General features: G+C 68.0%; 11 protein-coding genes. 3 read left to right on the top strand and 8 right to left on the bottom strand.

All coding sequences use genetic code 11. From position 1 onward, the window contains the following. Window positions 1-4: 4 nt before the first annotated feature. Genes ACNJ7K_RS17735 through ACNJ7K_RS17720 form a run of 4 tightly spaced genes read right to left on the bottom strand, consistent with a single transcriptional unit; the run spans window position 5 to window position 5,028 of the window. Complete coding sequence (locus tag ACNJ7K_RS17735) at window positions 5-1,240, bottom strand: CaiB/BaiF CoA transferase family protein (protein ID WP_016690981.1); 1,236 nt, start codon at window positions 1,238-1,240, stop codon at window positions 5-7. Then, window positions 1,237-2,403, bottom strand: coding sequence for a beta/alpha barrel domain-containing protein (locus ACNJ7K_RS17730; RefSeq protein ID WP_016690980.1), 1,167 nt, complete (start codon window positions 2,401-2,403; stop codon window positions 1,237-1,239). Before ACNJ7K_RS17730 ends, ACNJ7K_RS17735 begins: the two co-directional genes overlap by 4 nt. After that, window positions 2,400-3,833 carry an MmgE/PrpD family protein gene (locus ACNJ7K_RS17725; RefSeq protein WP_016690979.1) on the bottom strand — a complete coding sequence of 478 codons (1,434 nt, stop codon included), beginning with the start codon at window positions 3,831-3,833 and terminating at the stop codon, window positions 2,400-2,402. The genes ACNJ7K_RS17730 and ACNJ7K_RS17725 overlap by 4 nt, the downstream gene beginning before the upstream one ends. Before the next feature lie 10 nt (window positions 3,834-3,843). Further along, window positions 3,844-5,028, bottom strand: coding sequence for an acyl-CoA dehydrogenase family protein (locus tag ACNJ7K_RS17720; RefSeq protein WP_016690978.1), 1,185 nt, complete (start codon window positions 5,026-5,028; stop codon window positions 3,844-3,846). A gap of 314 nt (window positions 5,029-5,342) precedes the next feature. Between ACNJ7K_RS17720 and ACNJ7K_RS17715 the strand changes: the two genes are divergently transcribed. Next, window positions 5,343-6,560 (top strand): FAD-dependent monooxygenase, encoded by a 1,218-nt coding sequence (locus ACNJ7K_RS17715; RefSeq protein WP_016690977.1) that lies wholly within the window; start codon window positions 5,343-5,345, stop codon window positions 6,558-6,560. A gap of 44 nt (window positions 6,561-6,604) precedes the next feature. Here ACNJ7K_RS17715 and ACNJ7K_RS17710 read toward each other — a convergent pair whose 3' ends face one another. After that, window positions 6,605-7,444, bottom strand: a complete 840-nt coding sequence (locus ACNJ7K_RS17710; RefSeq protein ID WP_016690976.1) for an IclR family transcriptional regulator — start codon at window positions 7,442-7,444, stop codon at window positions 6,605-6,607. A 114-nt stretch (window positions 7,445-7,558) separates the two neighbouring features. Between ACNJ7K_RS17710 and ACNJ7K_RS17705 the strand changes: the two genes are divergently transcribed. Together ACNJ7K_RS17705 and ACNJ7K_RS17700 are read left to right on the top strand one after the other, a co-directional pair. Continuing rightward, a complete protein-coding gene (locus ACNJ7K_RS17705; protein ID WP_016690975.1) occupies window positions 7,559-8,599 on the top strand; it encodes a cupin domain-containing protein in 1,041 nt (346 codons plus the stop codon). A gap of 5 nt (window positions 8,600-8,604) precedes the next feature. Continuing rightward, on the top strand, window positions 8,605-9,459 hold the full coding sequence (locus tag ACNJ7K_RS17700) for a fumarylacetoacetate hydrolase family protein (protein WP_016690974.1): 855 nt from the start codon (window positions 8,605-8,607) through the stop codon (window positions 9,457-9,459). A 103-nt stretch (window positions 9,460-9,562) separates the two neighbouring features. On the opposite strand, the gene ACNJ7K_RS17695 is transcribed toward ACNJ7K_RS17700, so the two are convergent. The 3 genes from ACNJ7K_RS17695 to ACNJ7K_RS17685 all read right to left on the bottom strand — a co-directional run bounded on the left by ACNJ7K_RS17695 (window position 9,563) and on the right by ACNJ7K_RS17685 (window position 14,330). Continuing rightward, the gene (locus ACNJ7K_RS17695; protein ID WP_016690973.1) at window positions 9,563-10,600 is read right to left on the bottom strand and encodes a MarR family transcriptional regulator; all 1,038 of its coding nucleotides are present in this window, start codon (window positions 10,598-10,600) and stop codon (window positions 9,563-9,565) included. Between the two features lie 116 nt (window positions 10,601-10,716). Then, complete coding sequence (locus tag ACNJ7K_RS17690) at window positions 10,717-12,606, bottom strand: ABC transporter ATP-binding protein (RefSeq protein ID WP_016690972.1); 1,890 nt, start codon at window positions 12,604-12,606, stop codon at window positions 10,717-10,719. Then, window positions 12,603-14,330 (bottom strand): ABC transporter ATP-binding protein, encoded by a 1,728-nt coding sequence (locus ACNJ7K_RS17685; protein ID WP_159416941.1) that lies wholly within the window; start codon window positions 14,328-14,330, stop codon window positions 12,603-12,605. Before ACNJ7K_RS17685 ends, ACNJ7K_RS17690 begins: the two co-directional genes overlap by 4 nt. Window positions 14,331-14,411 lie beyond the last annotated feature (81 nt).

Here is a 14,411-nt window from a genome sequence, read left to right as displayed (position 1 = left end):
CTCGTCAGGCCGGAGCCTGCTCGGTGGCGGCTCGCACCACACCGTCGGCGATCAGTGCGCGGATCTCGTCCTCGCTGCGTCCGAGCGCCGCGAGCACCTCGACGGTGTCCTCACCGAGGGCGGGCGGGCACTTGGTCAGCGGCGGGTACTGCCCGTCGAAGGTGACCGGGAGGTTGACGACCTCGAGATCCTCGACGACGGGATGAGGCAGCGGCTGCAGCATGCCGGTCGCCTTGACCTGCTCGTCGCGGTACACCATGTCGACCGTGTTCACCGGTGAGTGCGGCACGTTGGCGGCCTTCAACCGGACGAGCAGTTCGTCGAGGGTGAACTGCGAGGTGCGCTCGCCGAGGACGTCCTGGACGAGCTTGCGGTTCTCGACGCGCACGGGGTTGCTGGTGAAGCCTTCGCGCTCCCCCAGGTCCTGCGCGTCGATGGCCTCGAGCAGGCGACGGAAGATGTCGTCGTTACCGGCCGAGATGAAGATGTGGCCGTCGGCGGTCGGGAAGGCGCCGTAGGGCACCACGCCGCGGAAGCCGGAGCCCAGACGACGCGGGGCGGGGTTGCCGGCCGCGATCCCGATGAGCGGCGAGGTGATCCAGGTCAGCGCCGTCTGCAGCAGCGAGTTCTGCACGTGGCAGCCGTTGCCCGTCATATCGCGGCGGCGCAGCGCCTCGAGCACCGACATCGCCATCCACATGCCGGTGCCCATGTCGAGCAGCGAGACGGGCACGCGGGCGGGTTCGCCGCCGTCCTCACCGGTCATCGACACGATGCCCGAGAACGCCTGCAGCAGCGGGTCGTAGGCGGGCTGCATGGCGCGGGGGCCGGTGTGGCCGTAGCCGGACATCTCGCAGTAGATCAGCCGCGGGTTGAGTTCGTGCAGGTACTCCCACGTGAATCCCGCCTTGGCGAGTGCGCCGGGGCGCAGGTTCTGGACGAGCACGTCGGCGTCGCGCAACAGGTCGACGAGGATCTTCTTGCCCTCGTCGGTCTTGTAGTCCAGCACGACGGACTTCTTGTTGCGGTTGAACGACATGAACGCGATCGACTCGCCGTTCCATGCGGGCGGCGCCCACTTGCGGGTGTCGTCCCCGGCCTGTCGCTCGATCTTGATGACCTCGGCGCCGAGATCCCCGAGGATCTGCCCGCCGAACGGCGCGGCGACCGAGGTGCTGATCTCGATCACCCGCAGGCCGGTGAGGGAACCGGGTGTGGGCTCCTGGATGGGAGTGCTCATGCGGAATCTCCTGTTCGGGACGACGCACCGGTGAGCAGCGTGCGTTCGAAGTCGTCGCGGGCGGCCGAGCGGATCTCGGTCTTCCAGGGCGAGAGTGCGCCCTCGTAGACCTGCGGTCCGAGCCGGAAATGCTGTGCCTGTTCGAAGGTTTCGATGAACGGCATGTCCATCGCGTAGACGTCGCTGCCGTAGGGTCGCGGACCCGCCTTCGAGACGTGACCCCACAGTTCGTGCCCGACGATCTCCTCGGCGAGCACCACGGCCTCGATGAGAGCCGCGAGATCGACACCGGTGTCGATGCCTTCGCTCTCGAGGAAGTGCACGAAGTCCTCGGTGGGGATCATGCGGGTGAGCCGGCCGTTGCCGCAGTAGGGGCAGCCGCCGAGTCCGCCGATGGCGGTGTCGACGACGAGGGTGTGGCGCTCGTCGAGTTCGCAGAAGGCGGCGTAGGCGCTCAGCGGCGCCATGCCGCGCGCGTTGTGCAGGTGCACCTGGAAGTGCCAGATCTCGGGCCAGGTCGCAAGAATCCGGCGGATCTGGGAACGCATGGCGGCGGGGGTGTTCCAGCTCATCGGATCACCGAGGTGGACGCGCGTGACGGGAACGCCTGCGGCGGTCCACTTGTCGATCTGCAACTGCAGGATCTCCATGCGGCGGTCCTCGCCGATCTCACCGGTCCAGTTCGATCCCCAGCACGCGTTGACGGAGACCTGGGCCTCCTGCGCACCGCGTTCGACAGCGCGGGCGATGACACCGTCGAGCGCGTCGATCTCGTCCTGCATCGACCGTGCGGTGTTGCGCTGGACGAAGACGTCGTCGAGGTGGATCTTGGACTGTCCGATGCGCGGGTCCGGCGGGGTGATCTTCGGAGCGAACGACGCGCGCCGCTCGACACCCTTCTGGTTGAGTGCCAGGGCGGTGTAGCGCACTCCGTCGACCGGGGTGAATCCCTCGACGATCTTCTCGATCTCCGCCATCTGCGGCACCCACTTGGGTGAGACGAACGAGCCGACCACGATGGTCTTCAGGCCCGTGGCCGAGAGTGCGTCCAGCAGCCGGATCTTGTCCTCGACCGGGATGTTCGCACTCTCGATCTGCATGCCCTCGCGCATGCCTTCCTCGATGATCTCCACCCTCGGGTGCGAGCGCTGTGTGGCGGTCATGCCAGTCGTCCTTCCGTACGGTATTCCGGCGCCAGGGCCGCGGCGACCTGCTGCAGGGCTCCGCCGCGCGCCGATGCGACGAGCGCGGAGTGCAGGGTCGATGCCGCTTCGGCGGTGAGTCCGCCGGTGGCGCAGCAGTCGTCGAACTTGTCTCGTAGTTCCTCGTCGCTCAGCGGGTTGCGTCCGTCGCCGCGGGTGATGTCGACGCGTTCGGCGTGTCGTGCACCGTCCTGCGTGAGCACCTCGACCACCGAGTACCCACCCGAGAAGGTCGGTGCGCCGGCGGGAGGTTCGGCGCTCTCGGTGATGCTCACCGCGTTCATCAGGCGGATGGTCTCGGGTTCGGCGAACGCGTCCTCGGTGAAGTCGGCCAGGACGACGGCTCCGCGCTGCAGTGCGACCGAGACGGCGTACTCGGCGCTGAACTTCGCGGCCGTGGCCGAGACCGGAGGGAAGGCCACGAGCGCGCGGGTTCCCCTCGGATGCACGGTGATCCGGACCTCGCGGATCGGGGCGCCGGCGATGCGCTCGCGCAGTGCCAGGCTTGCGTCGATGCTGCGGTGCGTGCCGTAGCAGGCGGGATACCTCTTGATGCCCCAGTCGCTGGGCCACGCGTCCAGCCAGTACTCGAGGCGTTCGGCGAGGGTCTCGTCCGGATCACCGAGCGGTGCCAGTTCGGGATCGCCGTAGCGGTCGAAGAATCCGGCGTCCGCTTCGAGTTCACGCGGATTGGCGGTGAAGCCCGCCTCGGCGAGATCGACGGCCGTGACGGCGTCGCGGGCGGCGAGGCCGGCGTGAAGCGGCTTGGTCATCGATCCGAAATTGGGACGCGAGCCCGCGGCCATCGAGGCCACGATGCCCAGGGCGTGCGCCGCGTGCTCGGACGACATCTCCACCAGGCGCGCAACGGCCGCGACGGCGGCGAGCCGGCCCACCGTGGAGGTGGTGTGCCAGCCCCGGGCGTAGTGGACGTGCTGCGGGAGCAGGTCCGCCACCGCGCGGAAGACGGCGGCACCGACGTCGTACGCCTGCACCAGCCGGCGGGTGTCGGCCCCGTGCTGCTCGGCGACGGCGAGCAGCGCGGGAACGATCACCGTGCTGGGGTGGATGGGCATGCTCGGCGAGATGTCGTCGTAGTCGAGCTGGTGCCCGGCGGTGCCGTTGAGCAGCGCTGCGGTGGCAGCGCTCGCCGTGCGGCCCGTCGTCCATACCGTTGCCCGGCCCGAGGTTCCCTCGGCCGCGGCCCAGTTCTGCAGGATCCGTTCGGCGGGCTCGTGCGCGGAGGCGAGAGCCGAGCCGACGGTGTCGACCAGGATGCGGCCGAGAAGTTCCTCGTGTTCGTCGCGGGCGATCTCGCCGCCCGCGGCGAAGGCGGCCAGCACCGACGTCAGTCCGTCGGTGTCGGTCCGCAGCGGCATGGGTGCACCCATCGTGCTTCTCCTAGTACGACTTCGGCAGGCCGAGCGTGGCGTGCGCGATGCCGGCGAGGACGATGTTGTTGGAGATCGGCGCGGTGGAGGGGAGGCGGGCCTCGCGCCACTTGCGCTCGATGCCGTACTCCTCGGCCGCGGCGTATCCGCCGAAGGTGTCGAAGGCGGCCTGTGCTGCCTGCCAGAGTGCCTGCGAGGCGAGCAGTTTCGCGCCGTTGACCTCGAAGCGGGGGTTCTCGCCGGCGGCGTACATCTCGGCGGCGCGCCAGCGCATGAGCGAGGCGGCCTGCAGGTTCGCGTAGGCCTGGGCGATGGGGAACTGGACGCCCTGGTTCATGCCGATAGGGCGGCCGAAGACGTGCCGCTCGTTGGCGTACTGGACGGCGCGGTCGATGAGGTGGAAGCCGGCACCGATGTACTCCGAGGTGACGATGATGCGCTCGGAGTTCATGCCGGACAGGATGACCTTGAAGCCCTTGTGCTCCTCGCCGATCCGGTTCTCGACCGGCACGCGCAGGTTCTCGATGGCGAGCTCGTTGGTCTCGTGGTTGACCATGGTCTTGATCGGGGTGGCCCGGATGGTGCCGTCCTCGATCGCCTTGCGCAGGTCGACGAGCAGCACGGTGAAGCCGTCGGACGGCTTGGAGGCATCCTCGCGCTTCTTGGTCCGGGTGAGCAGAAGCAGCAGGTCGGAGTGCTGGATGCGGGAGATGAAGATCTTGTTGCCGTTGACGACGTACTCGTCGCCCTCGCGCTGGGCGAAGGTGCGGATGCGAGTGGTGTCGGAGCCGGCGTCGGGCTCGGTGATGCCGAAGGACTGCAGACGCAGTTCGCCGGAGGCGATCTTCGGCAGGAAGCGCTGCTTCTGCTCGTCGTTGCCGTGACGGAGCAGGGCGCCCATGGTGTACATGCCGGCGCGCGCCGCACCGGCGTGGCAGCCGTTGCGTTCGAGCTGCTCGAGAACGACTGCGGCATCGCGGATGTCGGCTCCGCCTCCGCCGTACTCCTCGGGGACGAGCATGCCCATCCAGCCGGTCTCGTAGAGCGTGTCGACGAACTTCTCCGGGTATTCACCGGCGGCGTCGCAGGCACGCCAGTAGTCGTTGTCGAACGGCTCGCACAGCTCGTCGATGGCGCTACGGATGGCGCGCTGTTCTTCCGTGAGACTGAAGGCGGACGATTCGATTGCGGTCACGGCGACCTCTCCTGCATGTCGTGGGTGTGATGACAGCCAATCCGACGTCCAGGAGACGCAGAAGCCCATCTATCACCCAGTGAAATGGTTCGTGGAAATCGGTGGTCGGGAACTCCCGACGGACGGTAGCCGTGAGAGTAGGGCCGTCCGGAGCGGCCGAACAACGCCGACTGTCACTCAGTGATAGATCGTTTTCGGAATCGCAGGAATCGAGCGGTCGAGGGTTGACCAGCCATTCCCGCGAACCTAATCTGTCATGCAGAATTGAATTCCTCGATACAGAACATCTCTGTGATCACCGGAAAGGTTGCCCTATGAGCACCTCGGCAGAAATCATCGACGTCCCCCTGCTCATCGTCGGCGGCGGCATCGCAGGCCTCGCCACGGCCCTCGGCCTCGCCCGCAAGGGCCGCCCGGCGCACGTGATCGAGCGCGCCCCCGAGTTCGGCGAGGTCGGCGCCGGCATCCAGCTGGCCCCGAACGCCATGGCCGTCCTCGACAGCCTCGGCGTGATGGACGCGATCATGAAGGACGCCGTCCTCCCGCAGAAGAAGCGGTACATGGACGCCGTGACGGGCGAGGAGATCGGCACCGTCGATCTCGGACCCGAGTTCGTCGAACACTACGGCTACCCCTACGTCGTCACGCACCGGGCCGACCTGCACGGCGCGCTCCTCGAAGGCTGCCGCGCGAGCGATCTCGTCACCCTGGAGACGAACCGCGAGGTCCTCCGCGCCGAGAACCTGCCCGACGGCCGCGCGAAGGTGGTCTGCGCCGACGGCACCGAGTACATCGCCGACGCCGTGGTCGGCGCCGACGGACTGCGCTCGTCGATCCGCCCGCTGATCGTCGAGGACGAGCCCGTTCCCTCCGAGTACGTCGCCTACCGCGGCACCGTGCCGATCGAGATGGTGCCGGCCGACGCCGTGGAGACCCCGATGGTGCTGTGCTGGCTGGGCCCGCACATGCACCTGATCCAGTACCCGCTGCGCGGTGGCAAGCTCTACAACAACGTCGCCGTCTTCCGCTCGGACTTCTACTCCCCCGACCACGAGAACTGGGGAACCGAGGAGGAGCTCGACGCCCGCTTCGGCCTGTGCTGCGACAAGGTCCGTGAGGCCGGGAAGTACCTCAACCGCGAGATCCGCTGGCCGATGTACGACCGGGAGCCGGTCACCACCTGGACCTCGGGCGCGGTGAGCCTCATCGGCGACGCCGCCCACCCGATGCTCCAGTACCTCGCCCAGGGTGGCGCCCAGTCACTGGACGACTCGCTCGCGATGGTCGATGCGCTCGTGACCGAGCCGAACGTCGAGGCTGCGTTCAAGACCTTCGAGGCACGACGGGTGCCGCACACCGGCAACATCCAGCGCCTCGCCCGGGTCGCCGGCGAGCTGTTCCACATCGACGGGGTCGGGCGCGCGCTGCGCAACTACTCCTTCAAGGACCACAACCCCACGGACTACGAGAACCTCGACTGGATGTTCATGCCGCTGTCGGTGGCCGGCGACACCCGCAACTACCCGTACTGACCTGCATCGTCGCCGGCCGGGCGTCCATCCGGCCGGCGACGGGGCTACCGCCCGGAACCGGCCAGGGCGTCGGCGAGTTCGTCGGCCGCCTTCCGGGCTGCGGCGAGCACCTCGCCCCAGCGGTCGACGCCGATCCGCCCGGTCGGGAAGGTGATACCGATGGCGAAGCCGGAGGTGCTTGCACCGGAGAACCCGGCGGCAGGGGTGCTTGCACCGGAGAACCCGGCGGCAGGGGTGCCCGCACCGGAGATCCCGGCGGAGGCGGCACCCACCGAGACGGCCACCGCGCTGACACCCGACTCGACCTCGCCGTCCTGTGCGGCGTAACCCCGCTCCCGGATCACCTCGAGCTGGGACAGCAGGGTCTGCCGTTCGGACTGTTGCAGGCCGTTCGGCAGATGAGGCTCGATGTCCCCGCCCATCCCGGCGAGCAGCGCCTTACCCATGGCGCTCGAATACGCCGGCTGCGAATGACCCGACCGGTCACCCACGCGCAGCAGATGGGGGCTCTCCACCGAGAGCAGCGTCAGAGCCCGATCCCCGTCGAGGGTGGCGAGGTGCACCGTCTCCTGGGTGAGGGCCACGAGCCGCTCCAGGATCGGCCGGGCCAGGTCGATGACCCGGCCGCGGAAGTTCGACAGCCGCTCCATGGTGGGACCGGCCCGGTACATCTTGGACTCGGGATCCTGTTCGGCGAAGCCGTAGTGCGCCAGCATCTGCAGCAAGCGGTGCGCGGTGGACGGGGCGATACCCAGCAGGGCGGCGGCATCGCCCACCCGCAGTCCGTCGGGTCGCTCGGCGACCACGAGGAGCAGTCGGAGAGCCTTGTCGACCGAACCGACAGGATATGCCGGTGCGTCTCGACGCGCAGAGTCAGTGGCCATGATTCTTTATAACAGAACGATTCGCAGTTATTCCTTGACCAACCACCCCAAATCCCGTATTAATTCTGTATCGAGGAATCAATCTCCGCATTGCAGAACAGAGAGGATCGTGCGATGAGTGTCGACACCACCCGGTCCGACGAGACGGTGCACGACGACTTCTACGCCGAACTCGCGGACAACCACTACTCCCCGCTCTGGCAGCTCATGGGCAATCTGGGCCCGGAAGCGAAAACCACTCTGGTGCCGCACATCTGGCGCTACGAGCAGGCGCGGCGGTTGATGGTCGAGGCCGGCGAGATCGTCCCGCTCGAGGACGCACTCCGCCGCGTCCTCGGTTTCCGCAACCCCGGCTGCCTCCCGCACCAGCGCACCGGAGCCACCGACACCCTCTGGTCCGCACTGCAATTGGTGCTGCCGGGGGAGATCGCCCCGGCACACCGCCACACGCCGTCCGCACTGCGCTTCATCGTCGAGGGCGACGGCGCCTACACCGTCGTCAACGGCCAGCGCGTCCCGATGGACGAGGGCGACTTCCTGCTGACCCCCAACGGGCACTGGCACGAGCACGGCCACACGGGCGAGGGCCCGATGATCTGGCTCGACGGGCTCGACTCCCCGCTGATGTCGCGGCTGAACCAGTACATCATCGAAGAGGACCCCGAATGCCAGGAGGTGGACGCACCGCTCCCCGCCGCCTACGGCAACGGACTGTTCGCCAAGCCCTGGGGCGAACCCGAAAAGGTCGAGCAGCCACTGGTGTACAAGCTCGCCGATGCACTCGAGACCATCGAGTACCTGCGTACGCGCGAAGGTGATCCCTTCGACGACATCATCGTCGAGTACCGCAACCCGATCACGGGCGGACCGGTGATGACCACCATCGGCGCCTACCTCCAGCTGATCCGCCCGGGCGTCGACACCCGTGCCCATCGGCACACCCACTCGACCGTCTACCACGTGGTCCGCGGATCCGGATACTCGATCGTCGACGGCCGGCGTATCGACTGGACCAAGGGCGACACCATCGCAATTCCGTTGTGGTACGAGCACTCCCACCACAATCCGACCGGCGAGGACGCAATCCTGTTCTCGTACACCGACAAGCCCGCCATCGATGCGCTCGGAATCGGCCGCATCCGACCCAGCGAGTAGGAATCATGAAGCTCTACGTCTACAACGACTACCGACTCGGCGTCGAGGCCACCGACGGCACCCTCGTCGACATCACCGATCTCGTCCCCGAGCACACCGAACCGCGTGAGCGCACGAACGCGCTCATCCGCGCCTGGTCGACCGTCTCCGCCGACGTCTCGTCCCGCGTCGCCTCCGGCGGCGGGCAGACACTCGACTCGGTGACCGTCCGCGCACCGCAGCCCCAGCCGCGCAACCTGTTCGCCGCGCCGGTCAACTACCACAAGCACCAGCAGGAGATGGGTGGGGACAAGGGCGTCTACACCGATCGCAAGATCCTCGACGTCTCGGTCCGCAAGGGCTTCCTCAAAGCCGTCACGTCCATCGTCGGACCGGACGGCGCGATCGAACTCCCCTACGAGGACCGGCGTTTCGACCACGAGGCCGAGGTCGGCATCATCATCTCGAAGGAGGCGAAGCGGGTCTCCGTCGAGGAGGCACTCGACTACGTCTTCGGGTACACCCCGCTGCTCGACATCACGCTGCGCGGCGACGAGGACCGGTCGTGGCGCAAGTCCATGGACACCTTCACCCCGATCGGCCCCTACATCCTCACCGCCGACGAGGTGGAGGACCCGGAGAACCTCGACTTCTGGCTCACCGTGAACGGCGAGATGCGGCAGAAGTCCAACACGTCCTTCCTCATCTGGGGCATCGCCAAGCTGATCTCGGAGTACTCGCAGGTGATCACCCTGCAGCCCGGTGACATCATCGCCACCGGCACCCCCGAGGGCGTCGCACAGATCGTCCCCGGCGACACCGTCGTGCTCACCATCCCGGCGATCGGCGAGCTGACCATGCCGGTCGTCGCGCGTCCCTAGAGTTCGACCGCAGTAAACCTCGCGTCGGTGGCCCGTTCGGGATATCGAGCGCCTGTCGATCGGACCACGTATCCGACTCGAACGGGTCACCGACGCTCTCGTCTCACCGCGCCTGCATCGCGCCGATCGGGTCGACGTACATCACCCGCGACGCCGCACCGAGCGCCGCCGCCGACCGCAGATCGTCGTCGGGTTCCGAGAACCGCAGCGGCACATCGTTGTACGACGACCGCTGCCGATAACCGTCGGACACGTCCTCACGATCCGGTCCGTGCCCGGTGAGCGCCTCACCACCGACGGTCACCACATCGGGATTCACGACGTCGCGCACCAGCGCGACCGCACGGCCGAGGAGCACCGCCCGCTTCGGCGACGGGTCGGTGCCATCGGCGCTCCCCGGTTCGAGTACAGCACAGAACGATTCGATGTCGTCGGCCGAGGACCGTGCGAGGCCGTCCACGAGCCACGCCATCGAGATCGATTCCTCCGCACACAGATACAGCCAGCTCTCGGGTCGTCGCCGGAAGGCACTCTCGAACCGGCGGTATTCGACCTCCGCGACCGCCTCCACGTACGGAACGACCGTGTACGGCGTGGGCACGATCGCCCGGAACAACACGTCCACGGGCGCTTCGCACCAGCCCAGCCGCGGGTGGTCGAGCGCCCCTCGGTGCTCGTCGTACAGACCACCCACCGCGAGGCCGGCCCACAGCGGCTGCCTGCCGTGCAGCTGCGACTCGTGCACCCGCAGCGCCGCACCGATCGCGGCGAAGACATCGAACGCCGACGCCGGGGTCGCGAAGGTCGTCCGGTGCAGCTCCCGTCCGAGCAGGTCGCCGGAGACCACCCGGGTCTCCCGCTCCCCCAGATGGATACCGGCGAGGAAGCCCCGTTCGGTGTCCACCTCCACCGGCACGTGCGGCCGTCCCACCCGCCCCCGCGGAGCGAGATCGGGACGGTCGCGCAGCAACCCGTGATCGAGCAACGACGTCACCGCCCGGTTGACCGTCGACGCCGACAGGCCCGTGAAGTCGGCGAGCATCGTGCGCGTCGCCGGTCCCCCACGTCGTAGGTGCTGCATGATCCACCCCGCCGGTGTGGTCTCGTCGACCTGGAAGACCCCCGGTCGCGCAGAACGCACGAGATCGAGAGTCGACCGTACCGCCGTTGTCCGCACCCCCGTCATGGCCAGAAGTGTCCCGCCCCGCCCGCGAGGACGGAATGGTTTGTATCAGGCCGCGCCGAAGTCTCCCGTGTTCACTCCACGAGTGCCTTGAACTGCGCGTCGTACAGCCTCGCGTACGCACCGGCCGCCTCGAGCAGCCCCTCGTGCGTGCCCTGTTCGACGATCCGTCCGTCCTCCATCACCACGATGCGGTCGGCGTTGCGGATGGTCGACAGGCGGTGGGCGATGACGAAGCTGGTGCGGTCGTCGCGCAACCGCGCGGTGGCCTGCTGGACGAGCAGTTCGGTGCGGGTGTCGACCGAACTCGTCGCCTCGTCGAGGATGAGGATCGACGGCTTGGACACGAACGCCCGCGCGATCGTGATGAGCTGACGCTCGCCGGCGCTGAGGTTGCCGTCGTTCTCCTCGTCGATGATCGTGTCGTAGCCGTCGGGCAGGGCCCGCACGAAACGATCGACGTAGCTCATCCTGGCCGCGGACATGATCTGGTTCTCGGTCGCGTACGGATTGCCGTAGGCGATGTTCTCGCGGATGGTGCCGCCGAACAGCCAGGTGTCCTGCAGGACGATGCCGATGCGCGAGCGCAGTTCGTCGCGGGACATCGAACGGATGTCCACACCGTCGACGAGGATCCGGCCCGCGTCGACCTCGTAGAAGCGCAGGATCAGGTTGATGAGGGTGGTCTTGCCGGCGCCCGTGGGTCCGACGATCGCGATCATCTGGCCCGGTTCGGCCCGCAGCGACAGGTTCTCGATGAGCGGCCGGTCGGGGGTGTACGAGAAGGCGACGTTCTCGAACTCGACGAGTCCGTGCCGGCTCCACGGCATCGTCGGCGCCGCGACCTCCGGTTCTTCCTCCGGTTCGTCGAGCACCGCGAACACTCGCTCGGCCGACGCCGACGCCGACTGCAGCAGGTTGACCATCGCGCCGATCTGCGCGAGCGGCTGCACGAGCTGACGCGAGTACTGGATCATCGCCTGGATCTCGCCGAGCGTCGCGGTGCCCGACGCGATCCGCAGACCACCGAGCACCGCGATGACGACGTAGCCGACGTTGCCGAGGAAGGTCACGAACGGCATCACCAGGCCGGACACGAACTGTGCACGGTAGGAGGCCTGGTACAGCGACTCGTTGGTGTCGGTGAAGCGTCGCTGCACCTCCGCGGTCCGGCCGTAGGCGGTGATGAGTTCGTGCCCGGTGAAGGCCTCCTCGATCTGCCCGTTGAGCTTGCCGGTCGTCTCCCACTGCGCGAGGAAGTGCTTGCGCGAGCGTCGCGCGATCACCGCCGTCGCCACGACCGACGCCGGGACGGTCAGGATCGCGACGAGCGCGAGCATCGGCGAGATGAACAGCATCATCACCACGAGACCGAGCAGGGTCAGCACCGCGAGGACGAGCTGGGAGATGGACTCCTGCATGCCCGCCGCGACGTTGTCGATGTCGTTGGTGACGCGGCTGAGCAGGTCGCCGCGCGAATGCGTGTCGAAGTACCGCAGCGGCAACCGGTGGATCTTGCGTTCGATCCGCGACCGCATGTCGCGCACGACGCGCTGCACGATCTCGTTGAGGCCGTAGGCGGCGACCCAGATCAGACCGGACGAGAGCAGGTACAGCGCGAGGACGATGACGAGGATCCGGCCGAGGGCCGAGAAGTCGATACCGAGGCCGGGGACCACGTCCATCCCCGAGACCATGTCGGCGAACTGATCGCGGCCCTCGGCGCGCAGACCGGCGACGGCTTCGTCCTTGGTCTGTCCGGCGGGGAGCTGCATGCCCACCACCCCGTCGAAGATGACGTCGGTGCCGCGACCGAGCACGAAGGGCGCCACCGACATGCTCACGACGCCGAGGAAGGCGGAGAGCAGCACCGAGTAGACGGCGTAGCGGTGCGGGTGGAGCAGGCCGAGCACCCGGCGGATGGTGCGCAGACGCGACGGTGCCGCGGCTTCCGGAGTCGTCATACCGTGGCCATCCTCTGCGACTCGACGATCTCCGAGTACGTCCGGCACCGGCCGAGCAGTCCGAGATGCGTCCCGGAATCGACCATGACGCCGTTGTCGAGGACGACGATGCGGTCGGCGTCCTGCACGGTGGAGACCCGCTGCGCGACGATGAGCACGCACGCGTCGCGCGTCTCGGGTTCGAGCGCCGCGCGCAGACGGGAGTCGGTCGCCGGGTCGAGTGCGGAGAAGGCGTCGTCGAACAGGTAGATGGCGGGCCGGCGGACGAGGGCGCGGGCGATCGCGAGTCGCTGCCGCTGTCCGCCGGAGACGGTCGTGCCGCCCTGGGAGAGGACGGTGTTCAGTCCGTCCTCGGTCTTGTGGACGAAGTCGGCGGCCTGCGCGACCTCGAGGGCGTGCCACAGTTCGTCGTCGGTGGCGTCGGCGCGTCCGTACCGGAGGTTGTCGGCGATGGTGCCGGAGAACAGGTAGGCCTTCTGCGGCACGACGGCGATGCGCGAGCGCAGCACATCGGTGTCGAGTGCCCGGACGTCGATACCCGCGACGAGCACCTGCCCGGCGGTGACGTCGATCAGCCGCGGTACGAGTCGCATCAGGGTGCTCTTGCCCGATCCGGTGCCGCCGATGATCGCGGTGGTGGAACCGGGGTCGGCGCGGAACGACACCCCGCTGAGCACGGGAGCGTCGGCGCCGGGATAGGAGAATCCGGCATTGCGCAGTTCGAGAGTGACGCGGGGCGGCAGTTCGCGGACGGGTTCGGCGGGCGAGGACACCGTCGGTTCGGTGTCGAGCACGTCGAGGATGCGCTCGGCACAGACCGCGGCGCGCGGAGCCATGATCGCGACGAACGACGTCATGAGCACAGCCATGAGGATCTGGGCGATGTAGGTGATCATCGCGGTGATGGAGCCGACCTGCATCGCACCGGAGTCGATGCGGTGGGCGCCCACCCACAGGACGCCGACGGTGCTCACGTTCGAGATCAGCAGCACCGCCGGGTACAGCACGGAGTTCACGCGGCCGACGCGCAGGGCGGTGGCGGTGAGGTCGTCGTTGGCGCCGTCGAAGCGGGCCTTCTCGGTCTCGTCGCGCACGAATGCCCTGATCACGCGGATGCCGGTGATCTGCTCGCGCAGCACCCGGTTCACAGAGTCGATGCGCTTCTGCATGACCCGGAAGCCGGGCAGCATGAGCGCGATGAGCGTGACCATGGTGAAGATCAGGACCGGGACGGCGACGACCAGCACGAGCGAGGTGCCGGGGTCCTGGCGGATCGCCATGATGACGCCACCGATCCCCATGATCGGGGAGGTCACGACGATGGTGCAGGTCATCAGCACGAGCATCTGGACCTGCTGCACGTCGTTGGTGTTGCGGGTGATCAGCGACGGGGCACCGAACGTCCCGAACTCGCGCGCCGAGAACCGCCCCACATTCCGGACGAGCTCGAGCCGCACGTCGCGGCCGAAGCCCATCGCGGCACGCGCCGCGAAGTAGACGGCACCGGTCGCGGCGCCGACCTCGACGGCGCTGATGACGAGCATCAGCAGACCGGTCCGGATGATGTAGTCGATGTCCCCGGTCGCCACGCCGTTGTCGATGATGTCGGCGTTGAGACTCGGGAGCAGCAACATGCCCCCGGTCGCGACCAGCTGCAGGAGTACGACCCCCGCGAGGGCACCCCGATAGGGCGCCGTGAAGCGGCGCAACAGCCGTAGCAACATGGGCATTACGCTACCTGCGACTCCTTGCAGCAATCTTCACGAACCACTTCGGCACCGCCGACCGTCTCACCCCGGGCGGCC

The sequence above is a fragment of the Rhodococcus shunpengi genome (assembly GCF_048381395.1).
Lineage (GTDB): Bacteria > Actinomycetota > Actinomycetes > Mycobacteriales > Mycobacteriaceae > Rhodococcus.
This window is presented reverse-complemented; position numbering and strand designations above follow the sequence as displayed.

Bases quoted from the DNA above. Each gene is read 5' to 3' on its own strand.
- ACNJ7K_RS17735 (WP_016690981.1), bottom strand. From the start codon at position 1,240: ATGAGCACTCCCATCCAGGAGCCCACACCCGGTTCCCTCACCGGCCTG.
- ACNJ7K_RS17730 (WP_016690980.1), bottom strand. From the start codon at position 2,403: ATGACCGCCACACAGCGCTCGCACCCGAGGGTGGAGATCATCGAGGAA.
- ACNJ7K_RS17725 (WP_016690979.1), bottom strand. From the start codon at position 3,833: ATGGGTGCACCCATGCCGCTGCGGACCGACACCGACGGACTGACGTCG.
- ACNJ7K_RS17715 (WP_016690977.1), top strand. From the start codon at position 5,343: ATGAGCACCTCGGCAGAAATCATCGACGTCCCCCTGCTCATCGTCGGC.
- ACNJ7K_RS17710 (WP_016690976.1), bottom strand. From the start codon at position 7,444: ATGGCCACTGACTCTGCGCGTCGAGACGCACCGGCATATCCTGTCGGT.
- ACNJ7K_RS17705 (WP_016690975.1), top strand. From the start codon at position 7,559: ATGAGTGTCGACACCACCCGGTCCGACGAGACGGTGCACGACGACTTC.
- ACNJ7K_RS17700 (WP_016690974.1), top strand. From the start codon at position 8,605: ATGAAGCTCTACGTCTACAACGACTACCGACTCGGCGTCGAGGCCACC.
- ACNJ7K_RS17690 (WP_016690972.1), bottom strand. From the start codon at position 12,606: ATGACGACTCCGGAAGCCGCGGCACCGTCGCGTCTGCGCACCATCCGC.
- ACNJ7K_RS17685 (WP_159416941.1), bottom strand. From the start codon at position 14,330: ATGTTGCTACGGCTGTTGCGCCGCTTCACGGCGCCCTATCGGGGTGCC.